Raw genomic sequence first — 17,725 nt, 5'->3', positions numbered from 1 at the left:
CCGAGTCACATGGCAGATTCACGCAACTGGGACGAGTCCTCCTTCACGGATCGCCCATCGCGACGGGGAACTCGTCCGCGAACGAAAACCAGGCCGGCACACGAGGATGCTCACCGGGCCATGGTCGTGGGCGTGGACCGCGGCCGCTACTCGCTCGTGGCCGACCTCGACACCACCGACGAGCGCGCCGTGACGGCCATGCGAGCCCGCGAACTCGGCCGCACGCGCATCGTGTGCGGCGACTGGGTCGACGTCGTGGGCGACGTGTCGGGCGGCGACGGCACCCTGGGGCGGATCGTCCGCATCGCCGAACGATCCACGGTCCTGCGCCGTACCGCCGACGACACCGACCCGTTCGAACGCATCGTTGTCGCCAACGCTGACCAACTCGTGATCGTCACCGCGAGCGCCGATCCCGAACCGCGCCCGCGCATGATCGACCGCTGCGTGGTCGCGGCCTACGACGCGGGCATGAGCGTCCTGCTCTGCATGACCAAGACCGACATCGCCGACCCCGAGCCCATCCTGCGCCTCTACCGCGGCCTCGACATAGAGATCTCGCAGACCAGGCAGGGGCCGAACGGGGAGATCGAGCATCTCGCTGACCTTCGCGAGCGCCTCGCCGGGAGGTCGTCCGTGTTCGTGGGCCACTCCGGTGTCGGCAAGTCGACGCTCGTCAACGCGCTCGTCCCCCACGCCCGGCGCGCGATCGGCCACGTGAACGCCGTGACGGGCCGTGGCCGGCAGACATCCACCTCGGCGGTCGCCCTGCGCCTGCCGCCACTGCCAGGCGAGTCCGGGGACCCGGGCTGGGTCATCGACACACCGGGCGTGCGGTCCTTCGGGCTCGCGCACGTGAGCGTGGAACGGGTGATCGGCGCGTTCGAGGATCTAGCGGAAATCGCCGAGGAGTGCCCGCGCGGCTGCACCCATCTAGAGCGCGAGCCGGACTGCGCGCTCGATGCCTGGGTGGCGGCCTCCCCGGACGATGGCACCCGCGAACTGCGCGCCGGACGGGTGGATTCGTTCCGCCGGCTGATAGCCGCCCGGATGGACGAGTCCGGCGATTCGCACGGCTCGGGACGTGACTGACACGGTGCACCACAGGCCCCATGCGGCCGCTGGAGTTTCCGGCACACTTAGGCGCACGGGTACTGATCCACTAGCGTAGAGCCATGTCTGCTACTGCCCCGGTCCGCTACGATGACGACCTCCGCCTTGCCCTCGTCCTCGCCGACCAGGTCGACGGGATCACGATGAAGCGATTCGGCGCCATGGACCTGCAGATAGAAACGAAACCCGACCTGACCCCCGTCTCCGATGCCGATCGAATGGCCGAGGAGGTCATCCGGGCGCAGCTCTCACGCTCGCGCAGCCGGGACGCGATCGTGGGCGAGGAGTTCGGCACGACGGGGCACTCCTCACGCCGCTGGGTGATCGATCCGATCGACGGCACCAAGAATTTCATCCGCGGCGTACCCGTGTGGGCGACTCTCATCGGCCTGATCGAAGGGGACGAGGTCGTCGCAGGCGTGGTGTCAGCGCCCGCTCTCGGCCGCCGCTGGTGGGCCGCGAAGGGCAGCGGGGCTTGGACCGGCCGGTCGTTGTCGCGCGCCAAGCGGCTGCGGGTCTCCGGGGTCGGGGCGCTGGCGGACGCGTCGATGTCCTACTCATCTCTGACCGGCTGGCGCGACCTGGGCAGGATGGACGAGTTCCTGACTCTCACCGAGTCGGTGTGGCGCACCCGCGCATACGGCGATTTCTGGTCCTACATGATGGTCGCCGAAGGTGCGGTGGACTTCGCCTGCGAGCCGGAATTGGCCCTGTACGACATGACCGCCCTCGTACCCATCGTGACCGAGGCGGGAGGACGCTTCACCTCGCTCGATGGGCGCTATGGGCCCTTCGGGCCGAATGCCCTGGCGAGCAACGGGCTACTACACGCCGAAGTGCTGGCGCGCCTCGGCGAATAGCCACTGAGCGGTTGCACGACGAGGGTTTCAGGCAGTAGATTGAGCCTGAATGACAACGCTGTCAGCAGAACCGGTCATCAGCAGTGCAATGCGGTACTCGACCGGGATCGGCTCCGCTGGAAATGGAGAAACCCAGAATGCAACCCACTTCGGTTGAACTTCCGCCTGGACGCAGGCGCCACGGGCGCATCAGGCGCTTGACCGCGGCTACCGCCGCCCTCGCGCTAGCGACAGTCGGCCTCGCTACTGCCCCCAGTGCCTCCGCCGCGCCCGTCACGGGGGCGCAGGCCGTCGACCTCGTGAATCCATTCATCGGGTCCCAGGAGGACGGCAACACCTTCCCCGGCGCCACGACACCGTTCGGGATGGTGCAGGTATCTCCAGATACGGGGCACACGGTCGGCTACGACTACACGAACAACGAGGTTCGCGGATTCTCCCAGACTCACCTGTCCGGCGTGGGCTGCAGCCTCGCCGGATTCGTCCCGATCATGCCGCATTTCGAGCATGTAGCCAACAACAACACCCGCTACGACCAGGCTGCCAACCGGCGCGGCATCGTCAAGGTGGGCGGACAGAAGGTCGAAAGCGCCAGCGCCGGCCACTACAGCGTTGAACTCGATTCCAACAACGACCGCGTGGCGGTCGATCTGACAGCCACCCCACGCACCGGCATCCAGCGCTACAACTTCACGCCCGCCCCTATCGCGCAACCGCACAAATCGTTTGTTCGCGTGTACGCCGGTAACGCACTGAACAACGGCGGAGTCATCAATTCCGAAACGCACATTGACGTAGCCAACCAGACCGTGCGGACGCGCACCACGCTCAATGGCTTCTGCCAGAACACCGACGTGTTCACCGTGTGGTCCACTACCAAGTTCAACCAACCATTCGTGTCCTACGGAACCTGGACGGGTGCCACGGTGAACCTCGGCTCGACGGACGCAGTCCCTGCCGCGGGCCTCACCGGTGACGCTGTCCGAACTGGTGCGACGCTGGAGTTCCCACAGAGCACGGTCGTAGAACTCCAGACGGCAATCAGTTATGTCAGCCAAGCCGGTGCGGACGCCAACCTTGCCAATGACCGAGTCGAGTACGCGAACAATTACACTGCTGGGCTCGCCAAGGCCCGCCAGCTGTGGGCCGATCAACTCGGCAAGGTCAAGGTCACCCAGGGAACCTCCAACTACCCCACGGGTCAGCAGGAAACCCAGTTGCGAGTGTTCTACTCGGCGCTCTACCGCTCATTCGTGGCACCCAACATTGGGTCCGATGTCGACGGGAAGTACCGCGGCTGGGATGGTGCGGTCCACGATGTGAGCAATGAGCCCGACATGGACGAGTACTACCAGAACTACTCGCTGTGGGACACCTACCGGACACAGCAGCAATGGCTGTACATCACCGAACCCGAACGTTCCAAGGACATGGCGAAATCCCTCGTCCTCCAATCCGAGCAATCCGGTTGGCTGCCCCGCTGGGGATACGGACCAGTGGAAACCAACACGATGACTGGCGACCCGGGAACACCGTTCCTCGTGTCTGCCTGGGATCAGGGGCTCCTCAATGACACCGGCTGGGCCGCCCGCGCTTACAACGTGCTGAAGCACAATGCGGACAACGTTCCGCCCAAGGACGCGTTCCAAAATGGGCGCGCGGGCAACGTGAACTACATCAACACCGGTTTCGTGCCGCAGTCGAAGGCCGCCAAGGATCGCAACACCGACTATGACCTCGACCACGGAGGTTCGGCGACACTCGAATACGCGCTCGCAGACGGTACGCTCGCCTACATGGCGGCCGGACTGGGCCACGCCGACGATGCGGCACGCTACGCGCAGCGAAGCCAGAACTTCCGATCGCAGTGGAACCCGGACAACAAGACCTTCCAGGCACGCGACCCGCAGGGAAATTTCGTCGACCCGACCACCGACGAGGGCAAGTCGGCGTTCCATGAGGGAACCTCCCCTCAGTATGAGTGGCTGGTCCAACAGGACATCCCGTCACTGATCGACCTGATGGGCGGCGTTCAGGCCACCAACGATCGGCTGGACACGTTCTTCGCCTACAACGACATCCAACTGAACTCCAACCCAGGACGGGTGGCCCGCAACGCGGGAAGCAACCATGACTGGTGGGTCACCGGTACGTACGACTACTACGGAACCAAGACGTACAACCCGAACAACGAACCCGACCTCCACGCACCGTACGTCTACCTGTGGACGGGGCAGCCGTGGAAGACCACCGACGTGGTGCGCGAGGCCCTCGAACTGTTCACGGATGCCCCCAACGGCGTGACCGGGAACGACGACCTCGGGACGATGGCCGCCTGGCAGGTCATGTCGACGATCGGGTTCTACCCGATCCTTCCGGGCAAGAATATCTGGGGCCTCAGCACCCCGGTTTTCGACAAGGTTGAGATCGACCTCGAACAGCCGTTCTTCAACGCTGACAAACTTACCGTCACGGCAAACGGCGCGTCGATGACCAACCGGTACACGCAGTCCGTCACGTCAGACGGCACGCCGCTACCCGTCGCACACCTGAGCGGCGACGCCCTCACCAGCGCAGGAACCCTTGCGTTCACTGTCGGGACGGCTCCCTCGACAACGTGGGCAACCGGTGCCGCCGCTTCCCCCGGAGCATTGAACGGGGCCGCCGATGTGCCGACACGATTCGTGACATCCGTCCCGGGATCGCGCATCGTGGTCAAGCCGGGCGCGCCCGCGGTCACCGCGAGCGTGGGCGTCCATGTGACGGGAACATCCGATGTCACCGGCACCCTCGCGGTGCAACCGTGGAGTGGAATCACGGCGTCCATCACGAAGGTCAACGGCACTTCGGGGGCAACAGTCGTCAGCGCGTCCCCACGCGGAGGCACCGTGCTCGGCACCGCTGAACTCTCGCTGAGCGCCGCGGCGGGGACCAAGCCGGGCACCTATCCGCTGACGCTTCGCATCGGCTCGGGTGCAACGGCGCTGACGTCAACAGTCAACGTGGTCGTACCGGACGTCTCGCCGCTTGCCGCGACCGGCGCATTCAACAACAAGGCCGTCGGCGACCGGACTGGTACCTGGACGGCGCGATTCAACCACACGGAGCCGGGTTCCACCGCCAGTGAGGGATTCATTCGGGACTCGCTTACGGCGGCGGGCATTCCGCTCGGTGCCAGTCTCCCTCATCCCTCAGATCCGTCGCTGACTTACGTTCTCCACGACGCGGGGGTCGGATCGGGCGCATCCGCGTACGACAACATCACTGCGCAGTCGCAGACGACACCCCTGACGGGCGTCTTCCCCGGCGCGACCAAGATCGCCTTCATCGTCAGTGCCAACAACGGATCCGCAGTGAACCAGGCGGTAGTACTGCGGTTCACGGACAACACCACGAAGACCGTCCAGGTCACGGCGACGGACTGGTGCAGCGATCAGCGACAGGGTGACAACATCCGCGTCGGACGAGCCTCGGAGCGTTACGCAGGTTCGCCCCAGGCCGCCAAGTGCGGACTTTGGGCAACGACACCTGTGACGCTAGATGGCAAGGCGCTCAAGGAAATTACCTGGCCGAACGCACCGAAGTTGCACGTCTTCGCGATCGCGAGCGACGCTGGTGTCAAGGCCACCGGTGAGTCTCAGATCGGTGCACCAACAGACGTTGTCCCAGGCACCGAGCTGACGGCCACCGCGCCGTCCTTCACGACGGCCGGCACTGCCACCCCAACGGTCAGTTACCAGTGGCTCCGCGATGGTGTACCGATTCCAGGTGCCACCGGTTCTTCCTACACCATCCAGGACGAGGACGCCGGCGCGCACATCTCCGTGGCGATCACCGGTCAGGTGCCCGGCTTCGCACCGCAGACCGTAGTGTCTGACCCGATCGCGGTGGGCCTGATCACGATCACCACGCAGGCTCCCGCCACGATCAGCGGTACGCCGCGCGTCAGTTCCACACTGACGGTGTCCCCGGGCGCGTACAGCATAGACGCCGCGGAGACCTACCAATGGCTCGCGGGCGGTGCTCCTATCCCCGGGGCCACAGGTTCCACGCTCACGCTCTCAACCGGTGAGGTCGGCAAGACCATAGCAGTGCGCGTGACCGCGAGCCACGCGACGGCCTCGCCGCTGACGTATGACACCGCGGCTGTGGGGCCGGTCGGCGATGTGACACCGCCCGCAGTGGCCGTTGCAGCCCGCCCCAAGGTGACAGGTCGCGTCCAGGTGGGCACGACTCTGCGGGCGACGCAGGGCTCGTACACCCCGGCTGTAACGGAGAAGTACCAGTGGCACGTGGCAGGCGCCCCGATCAACGGTGCAACGGGAGCGACCTTCGTTCCCCGTCCGGGCGATCTCGGCAAGCAACTTTCATTGGTCGTGACCGCAAGCGCGCCAAGCCACACGGCGGCAGTGGTCACACTTGACCTCGGCAAAGTCGCACGTGGCACTATCCGCATGGCGAAGAAGCCTGTCATCCAGCGAGGCAAGAAAACCGTCAAGACGAAGACCAAGGTGCGCGTAGGCCAGAAGTTGAAAGCCACCAAGGGTAAGGCGACAGCAACCGGGGCGAAGGTCAAGGTCAGCTATCGCTGGTACGTGGGCAAGAAGGCCGTCAAGGGTAAATCCGGGAAGCGTGCGACGTTCAAGGTGGTCAAGTCCGCCGCCAAGAAGAAGGTCCGCGTGAAGGTGACCTTCGAGGCACCCGGGTACACCACCCAGAACGTCTGGACAAAGTACACGGGCAAGATCCGCCCCTGACGCCAGCAACACAGGTAAGAACGCAGGGCCCCACCACTTAGCATGGTGGGGCCCTGCGCATCTGGAGGTTGCCACATAGCGGACGCTTGACGCATCAGGGAATGTCGTGAGCGAAGACGTTGCCAACGCTGTCAAATGCTCCATGAGCCGAACACCAGGAAATCCCCCGCAAGGCATGCCGAACCAAAGGGTTCGAGAGGCGCCGTGGTTGTGCTGTTTGACCGAGCGCGCAGGGTGCTGTATCGGCGCCCATCACTGTCGTGGTTCCCGAACCGTCACCACTCGCCGGTGTTGCCGGGGCATTCAACAACAAGGCCATCGGCGATCGCAACGCAGGCAACTCCGCGAAGTTCAACGCTACCGAGACCAGCAGCGCGAGCGAGTTCTTCATCCGGGATACCCTCGTCGGCGCCGGCATGTTACCGGGTAAGCGTTACCCGCTCCCCGGTGACGACGCGCTCTCGTACGTGCTGCACGATGCGGGTTCCGGCAGCCCAGCCACGGCGTACGACAACATCACGGCGCAAGGGCAGACGACCGAATTTGGTGACGTGTTCGCCGGCGCGGGCAAGATAGCATTCGTCGTCTCCGCCAACAACGGCAGCGCCGTGGATCAGAACGTGGTGCTGAACTTCGCGGACGGTTCTTCGTCGACCGTCGTCGTGACGGCCACCGACTGGTGCGACTCAACGCCACAGCCGGGAAATCTGCGGGCGGGGCGGACGTCCGAGCGTTGGGCGGGCGGGGCGCAGGGTCTCGGCTGCGGCCTCTTCGCTACGCAGACGATCGATCTTGAGGGAGAGACGCTGGAGTCGATCACGTGGCCGGTCAAGCCGAACTTCCACGTCTTCGCTATTGCCACCGACGAGGCGGTCACAGTCTCCGGTACCGCAACGATCTCGGGTAGTGCACAGTACTCCCCCGACGGATCTGTCCTCACCGGCACCCCGCCGACCTTCACAGCGACCGGTGGTGCCGTGACGCCGATCTACCAGTGGACGCGCAATGGCGCCCCGATCCCGGGAGCTTCCGCACTGACGTACACGATCGTCCCCGGTCAGCAAGAAGTTGACGGCGACGACTGGAACCTACACGACGGCCGACGTCTCGGAGGAATACCAATGGCTAGCCGACGGTACCGAGATCGCGGGGGCCACCACCGCGGAACTCGTGCTCTCCAACGCCGAGCGCGGCAAATGGATCGCCCTGCGGGTGACGGCCACTAAGCCGGGGTACTCAACCGTGACTCATACGACGTCACAGGTGGGTCCGGTCGAGGCGGCACCCGTGAGCAACATCACCCTGATAGCACGGCCGAAGGTTGCGGGCACGTCCCGAGTCGGTGCGCTGGTGCAAGTAGTGCCCGGTCAGTATTCGCCTGCTGCGGTGGAGTCGTATCAGTGGCTGGTGGGGGGGTAAGAAGGTGGCCGGTGCTACTGGTCGCACCTCCACTCCCCTGCCCGCCCACGCCGGTAAGGCACTGACCGTGACCGTGACTGCGTCCGCGACCGGACGCACCTCGGTGACCACCACCTTGACCGCAGGCACCATCGCCAAGGCCGCCATCAAGATCACCGGCAAGCCCGTCATCAAGAAGGGCAAGAAGAAGGTCACCAAGAAGACTGTGATCGAGGTCGGCACCAAACTGACCGTGACCAAGGCCAAGGCAACCGCCACCGGCGCCAAGGTCAAGGTCACCTACCAGTGGTACATCGGTTCGAAGAAGGTCGCCGGCAAGAACGGCAAGAAAGCCACCTACAAGGTGACTCGCAAAGCCACGGCCAAGAAACTTGCCGTCAAGGTCACCTACACCGCCACCGGCCACACCACCACAACCACCACCACAGCAAAGACCCCCAAAGTCCGCCGCTGACACAGAACCGACACCAGCCAACCACCGACCACGAGGGTGCGGGGCGCGAGCAACACGCTCACACCCCGCACCCTCGTCCGAATCGCTTCGCTCAAGATCCGTGCCCAAGGTGCGCTTGTTTGACCTTGATGTACTGTCGCACTAGCCTAGGAACAACCGACAACGCTGTCAGGCGGACTCCCGGGCCCGCCATATAAGAAACCGAATCCCGTAGAGGGGATTCCCATACGATCTGGAGTAGAACCCGGATGAATACGTCAACAAAGACTCGCGCGAGTTCAAGGACTCGAAAGTTCATTGCCCTCGCCGGAATCGGTGCTGTTGCCCTCGCGGGAATCGTCGCGGCCCCGTCCGCGATGGCCGATGACGAACCGGCAGCATCGACCAACTGGCTCGAAGGTTACTTCAATAACACCGGCATCGCCGATGCGGGCTCTCAAAACGGTGACATCGACGGCCAGAACGGCTTCTTCGTTCGCGGCGCCGGCGGCCTAGGTGCCAATGTCTCCCACTCCATCGCCGGCAATGGAAGCACATCGCTGAACTACACGCTCGCCGGCGGCACCGATGGGGCGGCGGATAACCTGTCGCTGAACTGGGAGGATCCGAACGTAACGATCGACACGTCGCTGGGTCTTGGGTCGCAAACCACGACGCCAGCAACCCAACTGCGCTTCATCGGCACCTCGACGTATGGCTCCATTAGGGTCAATGTCACGCTGAACTATGAGAACGATGGCAATCCGGCAACGCCCGATGCGTCAGACGAGTTCCTCCTGGAGTTCTCCGATTGGTGCGAGAACACCTCGCAGGGCGGTTCCGTGGCCGTCACGCCCAAATGGACGGATCGCTCATGGAGCGGCAACGTCCAGTCACTCGCCTGCGGCTTGTGGGCCAGCCCCGTCAAGGACATCCCGGCCGGACGCACCGTCGAATCAATCACGATCAAGCCGAATGTGCAGCCGGTCGACAACGAGACAGTTCGCCGCTTCCACCTGTTCGCGATCGCCTCTGACGCGGTCGTCGACGCGAACGAGATCGCGATCCAGGGCGCGGGAACGGTCACGCTCCCCGGTAGCGCAACTTACAGCGTGGGGATGCCGGTGACGACAGCCACCGCATCAGTGACGTGGCAGAACGGGGCGGCCGCTACTATCACCCCGGACAGCGTTCGCTACGTCTGGCAGGTCGGTGGCAAGACCGTCAAGATCACCTCGACGCCCGAGTACCAGATCCTGGCGCAGGATGCGGGCAAGTCGCTGCGCGTGGTCGCCGTCGCCAAGAAAGCAGGCATGCTGACCGGCACGGTCGCTAGCGCGACTCTTCCCATCCAGTTCGGATCGTTCTCCGCCACCACGCCCCCAGCGCTGACCGCCCCGGCCACCGTTCGCGTCGGCGATACTATCTCCGCTTCGGCAGGCGCCTACGATCTGCCCGATGCGCTCGTGACCTACCAGTGGTCGAATGGTGCCACGACCCCGAGCATCCAGGTCGCTCCCTCCGACCTGGGGCAGACGCTCTCAGTGACGGTCTCGGCGAGCCGACCGGGTTACTCGTCGGTAGTGAATACTCTGCAGACTTCCGGCCAAGTGCAGCGCGGCCAGTTGACTACCAATGCGCAGGCCACGATCGCGGGAACCTTCGCGACCGATCAGGTGCTGACCGCCACCGCCGGACAGTACGTGCCAACGGCCACCGAAACCTACGAATGGCTGGCCGACGGAGCATCGATCCCTGAGGCGACCGGTTCGAACTACCAGATCAAGGCAGAAGACGTCGGAAAGGTCATCAGCCTTCGGGTAACCGCCACCCGCAACGGATACGAGGATTCCCAGTACACGGTCACTGGCTCGCCCGCCGTCGCGTCCGACATCGCGGTCGTGGTCGCACCTGTCGTGTCACAGAGCCCCACGGTGAACGCGGTTACGGCCGTCACGCCCGGAACTTACGCCCCGTCCGATGCGACATCGACCTTCCAGTGGTCCGTCAACAATGTCGCGGTGGCCGGAGCAACGGGCGTGACATTCACCCCACGCGCGGCGGATCTCGGCAAGTCCGTACAGGTGAAGATCACCGTTTCGGCTCCGGGCTACAACGACCTCGTCACCACGCTCAGTGCAGGCGCCGTCAAGGCTGCGACGCTCACCGTGACGACGCAGCCGAAGCTCACGGGATCGGCGAAGGTGGGTACGAACGTCAAGATCACGGCCGGGACCTACAACACCGCGGGCGTCCTCCTCACCTACCAGTGGCTGCGTAACGGCGCCCCCATCGCGGGAGCGACCAAGTCCGCCTACACCCCGATCGCCACAGATCGACTGGGCGGCCTGTCGGTTCGGGTGACCGCCTCGGCTGCCGGGTTCACGAGCGTGACCACTACGACGAACACGCTGACAGTGGGCACGGGTACCTTCAAGGTGAAGACCAAGCCCGCCTTCAAGGTCGGCAAGAAGAAGATCACCAAGAAGACGAAGATCAAGGTCGGCAAGAAGCTCACGGTCTCCAAGGGCAAGTACACGACGTCGGGCGTGAAGGTCACGTACCGCTGGTACGTGGGCGCTAAGAAGGTCGCTGGCAAGAAGGGAGCCAAGTCTTCCTACAAGGTGGCCAAGAAGAACGCTGGCAAGAAGATCTTCGTGAAGCTCACGGTCAAGAAAGCCGGCTACTCGACGATCACCGTGAAGACAGCGACCACCAAGAAGGTGAGCCGGTAGGCGCGTTTCCACACGACAAGACGGGGGCCGTTCGGCGGAGTCACGCCGGACGGCCCCCGTCTTGTCGTAACTGCGCGCGGTGCGCTGCTCTCCCCGCGGAATCACGCGGCGGGCCTGTCACCACCCGCGGGCCTGTCACCACCGGCGGGCCTGTCACCACCGGCGGGCCTGTCACCACCGGCGGGCCTGTCACCACCGGCGGGCCTGTCACCACCGGCGGGCCTGTCACCACCGGCGGGCCTGTCACCACCCGCGGGCCTGTCACCACCCGCGGGCCTGTCACCACCCGCGGGCCTGTCACCACCCGCGGGCCTGTCACCAACCGCGGGCCTGTCGCGCACGAAGACGCCCGGCCGGGTTCGGCATGCGCTGCGCGCCCCCAGCCCGGCGGATTCTCCACGGCCTGCAGTTCAGAGGCCGGGAATGTCCCCGAGCTCGCTCACGTCGTACCACAGCAGGTCGTGGTCGTCGAGAGCGGCCTCGTTCGCTTCGAGTTCACGAAACGCGCCGGCTATCGCGACCGATTGCGAAGCGTCGTCTGCATGCGCGCACGCGATTCTCGCCCCTTCGAGTGGACTTGTCAGCGTGATCTGCCCCGCTCCATCCGGAGCGGGGAGACTACCGTCGGGCACGTCGCAGGACAGGACGAGGCGGAGTTTCGCTCCAGGCGAAGCCGCGGCCAGCCGAGCCGATGCGTCCGCTGCGAGGTACAGCGCCACGAATTCCGCCTCCTCGACCTCATCCGAGGTCATTTCCGGCGTCGCGAGCGGCGCGAGAACCTCCCCGCCGGGTGCGAGATCGATGCGGCCGGAACGAACCTTCTCATCCGTGAGCGTCGCAAAAGTGACCGGGACATAGATACGCATACCTTCAATTCTTGCATGCTCGTTCTCGAGTTTTCCACAGATTCGAGCCAAAGGGTCGTCGATAGATATATATTGCATTCATTGTCTACTTTGACGCCGGAGACGGAGCCACCATGACCCTTCAGTGCCACAACAGTCGAGAGTCACAGGCGCATCACCGCCCTGCTGCCGGATACCAGCGCGTAGGTCAGCAGTGCCGCGCGAGGCCGTCGTCCACAGAATCCCCCTCGAGCGCATTGGCAAGCCGCCTCGCCGTCCATGCCTTCGAGGTTCTGCACAGCCACGGCAATTTCGAACTGCTTCGTCCCTGGCTCACGCCTCAGGTGCTGCGCGCCCTGAACGAGCGCCGACGACTCTGCCGGAACCGCCTGAGCGATACGCGCCCGCGGATACGGCTCGTGAGCACGCGATCATGCTCCCCCGCTCCGGACGTGATGGAGGTAGCGGTGGTCGTCGCCGTGGGCGACCGCAATCACGCTGCGGCAGCTCGGATGGAGTTCCATCGCGGCAAGTGGCGGATGTCCGCTCTCGAGCTCGTCTAGTACCTCGTCAGGCGCGAGTTCGCGCGAGCACGGACAGTGGGCAGGACGGCCGCTTCCCCACTCACGCATGATGGCCGCATCACCGCGACGCAGGGCGGCCGCTTCCCCACTCACGCAAAGCGACCAACCCCGCACTCACGCAAAGCTGACTGAGGGGCGCGTATCGGCCTTCGCCGATGCACGCCCCCCAGTGCCGATCCACGCTTGGCGGACCTTCACCCGCTAGCGTCAGCCGCCAGCGGGTGACGCCTCACGCTTCGTTCTTGCCGTGGCACACCTTGTACTTCTTGCCTGAACCGCACGGGCACGGCTCGTTTCGCCCAGTACCAGGGAAGGTCTGCTTCGCATCGGCGCTCGAGTCGACGCTCGAGGTCGTGGACGATTCCCCGTCCTCACCCGCCGCCGTGTACTGCAGCGGCTGCGACTTGCGCGCCGGTCCATCGATGCCCTTGGCGACCAACTTGGTGGTGGTCTTCCCCTTGCCACCCGCACCGAAGGCGGCTCCGGCACTGACGGTGACTCCCGAGGCGTCCTTCTCCTCATCGTCTTCGCCGTCGAAGCCGTACTCCTCGAGCCCTTCGGACTCGACCTCGACCTGTTCCTCAGCCTGCTGCACTTCGACCTTGAGGAAGAAGAGGAAGCCGACAGACTCCTCCTTGATGGCTTCGGTCATCGCCTTGAACAGCTGGTAACCCTCGTTCTGGTACTCGACCAGGGGATCGCGCTGCGCCATTGCACGCAGTCCGATGCCCTCTTTGAGGTAGTCCATCTCGTAGAGGTGCTCGCGCCACTTGCGGTCCAGGACCGATAGGACCACGCGTCGCTCCAGATCCCGCATGGCCTCCGCGCCGAGTTCCTCCTCGCGGCGCGCATACTCGTGCTTCGCGTCGGACAGGATCTCGTCGAGGAGCAATTGGCTCGACAGCGTCTTGACGCCGCCGGCCTGCTCGATGACCTCATCGATCTCGATCGTCACCGGATAGACGGACTTCAGAGCGGTCCACAGCGTTTCCAGATCCCAATCCTCCGGGCTGTCGGACGCAGTGGCTGCCTCGACGTAGGAGGTGATCACCTCGACCAGGAATTTCTGGACCTCAGCCTGCATGTCAGCACCCGAGAGGACCTCGCGGCGCTCCCGGTAAATGACCTCGCGCTGACGGGACATGACGTCGTCGTACTTCAGCACGTTCTTGCGGATCTCGAAGTTTTGCGCCTCCACCTGCGCCTGCGCGCTCTGGATCGCCTTGGTCACGATCTTGTATTCGAGGGGCATGTCGTCCGGGAAGCCGGTGCTGTCCATGATGCGCTCGGCCATGGGCGACTTGAAGCGAAGCATGAGGTGATCTTCCATCGACAGATAGAAGCGCGACTCTCCCGGGTCGCCCTGACGTCCAGAACGTCCGCGCAACTGATTGTCGATGCGGCGCGACTCGTGGCGCTCGGTACCCAGAACGTACAGCCCGCCCAGTTCGACGACCTCGTTGTGCTCGGCCTTTACGGCCTCCTTGACCTCGGCGAGCACCTCCGGCCACTTGGCCTCGAACTCGTCAGGGGTGTCCACCGGGTCCAGCCCGAGATCCTTCATCTTCTGGTTCGCGATGAATTCGACATTGCCACCGAGCATGATGTCGGTGCCTCGACCGGCCATGTTGGTCGACACTGTCACGGCACCCTTGCGTCCCGCCATCGACACGACCGCTGCCTCACGCTCGTGTTGCTTTGCGTTGAGTACCTCGTGCTTCACGCCGCGCTTCTTGAGCAGGCTGGAAAGCAGTTCGGACTTCTCGACGCTCGTGGTGCCCACGAGGACCGGCTGGCCTTTCTCGTGACGCTCGATGATGTCCTCAACGACGGCGTTGAACTTTGCCGCCTCGGTCTTGTAGACGATGTCTGCCTGGTCCACGCGCTGGAGGCCGAGGTTCGTCGGGATCGGCACGACGCCAAGCTTGTAGGTGCCCTGGAACTCGGCGGCCTCGGTCTCGGCGGTACCGGTCATTCCCGAGAGCTTGTCATAGAGGCGGAAGTAGTTCTGCAGCGTGATCGTGGCGAGAGTCTGGTTCTCAGCCTTGATCGCCACGCCTTCCTTGGCCTCGATCGCTTGGTGCATGCCCTCGTTGTATCGGCGACCCGGCAGGACGCGGCCGGTGTGCTCGTCCACGATGAGGACCTCGCCCTTGGTGACGATGTAGTCCTTGTCGCGCCGGAAGAGTTCCTTGGCCTTGATCGCGTTGTTGACGAAGCCGATGAGCGGCGTGTTGAGCGACTCGTAGAGGTTGTCGATGCCGAGGTGGTCCTCGATCTTCGCGATGCCCGGTTCGAGGATGCCGACGGTGTGCTTCTTCTCGTCCACCTCGTAGTCGGTGTCGCGGTCCAGGCGGCGAACGAATGCCGCAAACTCGGTGTACCAGCGGTCGGCGTCGCCGTCCGACGGCCCCGAGATGATGAGCGGGGTCCGCGCCTCGTCGATGAGGATCGAGTCCACCTCGTCCACGATGGCGAAGTTGTGCCCTCGCTGGACCAGGTCGTCCTCGCGCCAGGCCATGTTGTCCCGCAGGTAGTCGAAGCCGAACTCGTTGTTCGTGCCGTACGTGATGTCGGCGGCGTACTGCTGGCGGCGAACTGCGGGTGACTGCCGCGACAGGATGCAGCCGGTCGTCAGGCCGAGGAACCGGAATACGCGGCCCATGAGCTCGCTCTGATACTCGGCGAGGTAGTCGTTGACGGTGATTACGTGGACGCCCTTGCCGCTGAGCGCATTGAGGTACGCGGGGAGCGTCGCGACGAGCGTCTTTCCCTCACCGGTCTTCATTTCGGCGATGTTGCCGTTGTGGAGCGCCGCGCCACCCATGATCTGGACGTCGAAGTGCCGCTGGCCGAGCGTGCGCTTCGCGGCCTCGCGAACCACGGCGAACGCTTCGGCCTGGATGTCATCGAGCGTCTCACCCTCGGCGAGTCGCTCCTTGAAGCGGTCAGTCTCTTCGCGCAGTTCCTCGTCGGTGAGGGCTTCGACGCCTTCTTCGAGCGCCGCTACTTGGTTCGCGAATGCGGCGAGCTTCTTGAGGACGCGTCCCTCACCCAGCCGCAGGACTTTTTCGAGGATTGCAGGCACGCAAATCTCCTGAACGTCGTAATCTTTGCGGCCGGGCCGCCGAGTGGGGGCATCGATTGATGCCATACATACCGGCCTATCTTAGACGAGATATGTGAGAACCGGGCACGCGGTCAGAACTTGTTCGCTGATGGAAAAACCGTGCCATACGAGGGGCAAACGACACCGAGGGCATCCCGCCAACGCGGGATGCCCTCGGCACGGACTAGGACGTCCGGAAACTGCGGCTCAGTTGCACGTGGTGTCGAGCGCGATCACGCCGTAGTCCCAGCCACGACGGCGGTAGGCGACGGACGGGCGCGAGGTCACCTTGTCGATGAAGAGGAAGAAGTCGTGGCCAACCAGTTCCATCTCGTCGATAGCCTCCTCGGCATTCATCGGCGCGCCCTGGTGAAGCTTGTTTCGGATCACGACGGGTGATCCGGAGATGTGGAACTCGACCGCCTCGCCAAGGGCGTGCGGGATGAGATCTGAGTCGTCGTCCTGCTCGACCGCGGGCTGCTGGGGCGCCGTGTCCTCGACGGCGACCGGGACCGCAGCGTTCAGTGCGTCTCCGCGTCGCTTTGTGCGGGTGCGACGGTCGTGCGCGCGGCGCAGCCGCTCGTTCAGTTTGTCCAGGGCGAGGTCGAGCGCTCCGTACCTGTCGTCCGCAGCGGCCTCGGCACGCACAACTGGGCCCTTGGCCCGGACCGTCAGCTCGACCTTCTCTGCCACGTCTGCCAAGCGGGGGTTCTTCTCGTGCGTTACCTCCACGTCGATTCGCTGCACCCCGGGTGCCAGTTGGCTTACCTTGGCGAGTTTGTCCTCAACGTGCCGGCGGAACCTCTCCGCGACTTCCGTGTGGCGACCAACGACGACGATTTCCATTTTGACCTCCGAATGAACCTGACGCGCCCTGCGCGACTTTCCGGAACCTGCTCGAAATTCGACACCCTCAGGTGTTCTGCTGCCTTGACGGTCAGACTGACGAACCACCTCCGTTCGGTCGGCCATCCCCGACCGATTTCGGCCTGGGATCCGCGCTTCGCTGCGCTTGGTCTCCAACACTAGCCCGATTCCCTGGACATCGCAGTAACCAATGTCCCAGGTGGTCGAGTCGAGGCAAGCGTGAGCGCGGCGACCACCTCGAATCCTGCTCGCGAGAGCACGCGAGCGCAGGCGCGAAGCGTCGCTCCCGACGTCACGATGTCGTCCACGAGCACGACCCTGGCCGGTCCTCGGGGTGGGCGTAGCCGGGAGATCCGCACCGAGCGCGCCGCATTGAGCGACCGGCCTGCCTGTCCGAGACCGACCTGGTCCCGCTTGACCGACCGCGCCACGAGGCAGTCGAGATACCTCGCCCCGAGGGCGGTCGCGACGCCATGGGCGATCGTCGCCGTGAGGTTCGCGCCCCTGGCGCGAACCGCGGTGGCCGACGACGGGACCGGCACCACAGCGATTCGTCCGCCTCGCCCCGGAGCTAGAATCTGCTTGGTGTGAGCGAGGGCGAGAGCCGAGGCAGATCGGGCGAATCGGGCGTGGAGATCCCGCCTCCCGCCGTCCTTTGCGGCGACAATGGCGCGGCGATGAGGGCCCTCGTATGGCACGATCGCCCACACCGGAAGTACCGTTTTTCCGTCGAGCTGGTCCAGCCTCCCCGCCAGATGCTCGCACCGGAACCCGCGCGCCTGCCAGTCGCTGCGGCACTCTGCGCACCAGGGGTCGTCGTACCTGCCGCATCCGGCGCACCGTATGGGCACCACCAGCCGCGCCAGCTCAGCCAGGGCGCGGCGGATCACAGGGGGTTGCGAGTGTTCCCGAGCGCGGTGTGCCACATGACCATATGACGCGCGTGATGGCGGGTAGCGCCACTCGGGATCACCCTTGTGAAAAACTTCCCCGGGCCCCTTCC

General features: G+C 64.7%; 12 protein-coding genes and 1 pseudogene. 8 read left to right on the top strand and 5 right to left on the bottom strand.

The genetic code is table 11. The features are described 5' to 3' along the window. The first annotated feature begins 9 nt into the window (after window positions 1–9). The 7 genes from rsgA (at window position 10) to FB461_RS02020 (ending at window position 11,317) form a co-directional block, all read left to right on the top strand. Window positions 10–1,092 carry a ribosome small subunit-dependent GTPase A gene (gene rsgA, locus FB461_RS02050; RefSeq protein WP_142118504.1) on the top strand — a complete coding sequence of 361 codons (1,083 nt, stop codon included), beginning with the start codon at window positions 10–12 and terminating at the stop codon, window positions 1,090–1,092. An 83-nt stretch (window positions 1,093–1,175) separates the two neighbouring features. Next, window positions 1,176–1,973 carry a histidinol-phosphatase gene (gene hisN / locus FB461_RS02045; protein ID WP_142118502.1) on the top strand — a complete coding sequence of 266 codons (798 nt, stop codon included), beginning with the start codon at window positions 1,176–1,178 and terminating at the stop codon, window positions 1,971–1,973. Between the two features lie 197 nt (window positions 1,974–2,170). After that, complete coding sequence (locus FB461_RS02040; protein ID WP_211349819.1) at window positions 2,171–6,730, top strand: GH92 family glycosyl hydrolase; 4,560 nt, start codon at window positions 2,171–2,173, stop codon at window positions 6,728–6,730. Window positions 6,731–6,990: 260 nt separating this feature from the next. Continuing rightward, window positions 6,991–7,956 (top strand): hypothetical protein, encoded by a 966-nt coding sequence (locus tag FB461_RS02035; protein WP_142118498.1) that lies wholly within the window; start codon window positions 6,991–6,993, stop codon window positions 7,954–7,956. After that, the gene (locus FB461_RS02030; protein WP_142118496.1) at window positions 7,943–8,149 is read left to right on the top strand and encodes a hypothetical protein; all 207 of its coding nucleotides are present in this window, start codon (window positions 7,943–7,945) and stop codon (window positions 8,147–8,149) included. Before FB461_RS02035 ends, FB461_RS02030 begins: the two co-directional genes overlap by 14 nt. 4 nt (window positions 8,150–8,153) lie before the next feature. Continuing rightward, window positions 8,154–8,603: a hypothetical protein gene (locus FB461_RS02025; RefSeq protein ID WP_142118494.1), complete on the top strand. Its 450-nt coding sequence runs from the start codon at window positions 8,154–8,156 to the stop codon at window positions 8,601–8,603. A gap of 248 nt (window positions 8,604–8,851) precedes the next feature. Further along, window positions 8,852–11,317 carry a hypothetical protein gene (locus FB461_RS02020; RefSeq protein ID WP_142118492.1) on the top strand — a complete coding sequence of 822 codons (2,466 nt, stop codon included), beginning with the start codon at window positions 8,852–8,854 and terminating at the stop codon, window positions 11,315–11,317. Window positions 11,318–11,727: 410 nt separating this feature from the next. Here the strand turns inward: FB461_RS02020 and FB461_RS02010 are convergent, their stop codons facing one another. Continuing rightward, window positions 11,728–12,183: a DUF6912 family protein gene (locus tag FB461_RS02010; protein WP_142118490.1), complete on the bottom strand. Its 456-nt coding sequence runs from the start codon at window positions 12,181–12,183 to the stop codon at window positions 11,728–11,730. Window positions 12,184–12,296: 113 nt separating this feature from the next. Here FB461_RS02010 and FB461_RS12215 point away from each other — a divergent pair, with 113 nt between their 5' ends. Continuing rightward, window positions 12,297–12,725 carry an Rv3235 family protein gene (locus tag FB461_RS12215; protein ID WP_246045962.1) on the top strand — a complete coding sequence of 143 codons (429 nt, stop codon included), beginning with the start codon at window positions 12,297–12,299 and terminating at the stop codon, window positions 12,723–12,725. Window positions 12,726–12,975: 250 nt separating this feature from the next. Here the strand turns inward: FB461_RS12215 and FB461_RS12475 are convergent, their stop codons facing one another. The 4 genes and pseudogenes from FB461_RS12475 to FB461_RS11925 form a co-directional block, all read right to left on the bottom strand. Then, window positions 12,976–13,341 carry an SEC-C metal-binding domain-containing protein gene (locus tag FB461_RS12475; RefSeq protein WP_425466901.1) on the bottom strand — a complete coding sequence of 122 codons (366 nt, stop codon included), beginning with the start codon at window positions 13,339–13,341 and terminating at the stop codon, window positions 12,976–12,978. Continuing rightward, window positions 13,336–15,834 (bottom strand): annotated as a pseudogene (gene secA / locus FB461_RS02005) (preprotein translocase subunit SecA); the annotation flags it as partial. The gene FB461_RS12475 and the pseudogene secA, both read right to left, overlap by 6 nt. 228 nt (window positions 15,835–16,062) lie before the next feature. After that, window positions 16,063–16,701, bottom strand: a complete 639-nt coding sequence (gene hpf / locus FB461_RS02000; protein ID WP_142118485.1) for a ribosome hibernation-promoting factor, HPF/YfiA family — start codon at window positions 16,699–16,701, stop codon at window positions 16,063–16,065. Window positions 16,702–16,880: 179 nt separating this feature from the next. Beyond that, on the bottom strand, window positions 16,881–17,264 hold the full coding sequence (locus FB461_RS11925; RefSeq protein WP_170222566.1) for a ComF family protein: 384 nt from the start codon (window positions 17,262–17,264) through the stop codon (window positions 16,881–16,883). Window positions 17,265–17,725: the final 461 nt, after the last annotated feature.

The organism is Rarobacter faecitabidus, assembly GCF_006716265.1.
Lineage (GTDB): Bacteria > Actinomycetota > Actinomycetes > Actinomycetales > Cellulomonadaceae > Rarobacter > Rarobacter faecitabidus.
This window is presented reverse-complemented; position numbering and strand designations above follow the sequence as displayed.

What these genes read in the sequence shown, in the direction of transcription:
- hisN (WP_142118502.1), top strand. Translation starts at nt 1,176, where the DNA reads ATGTCTGCTACTGCCCCGGTCCGCTACGATGACGACCTCCGCCTTGCC.
- rsgA (WP_142118504.1), top strand. Translation starts at nt 10, where the DNA reads ATGGCAGATTCACGCAACTGGGACGAGTCCTCCTTCACGGATCGCCCA.
- FB461_RS02020 (WP_142118492.1), top strand. Translation starts at nt 8,852, where the DNA reads ATGAATACGTCAACAAAGACTCGCGCGAGTTCAAGGACTCGAAAGTTC.
- FB461_RS02010 (WP_142118490.1), bottom strand. Translation starts at nt 12,183, where the DNA reads ATGCGTATCTATGTCCCGGTCACTTTTGCGACGCTCACGGATGAGAAG.
- FB461_RS12215 (WP_246045962.1), top strand. Translation starts at nt 12,297, where the DNA reads ATGACCCTTCAGTGCCACAACAGTCGAGAGTCACAGGCGCATCACCGC.
- hpf (WP_142118485.1), bottom strand. Translation starts at nt 16,701, where the DNA reads ATGGAAATCGTCGTCGTTGGTCGCCACACGGAAGTCGCGGAGAGGTTC.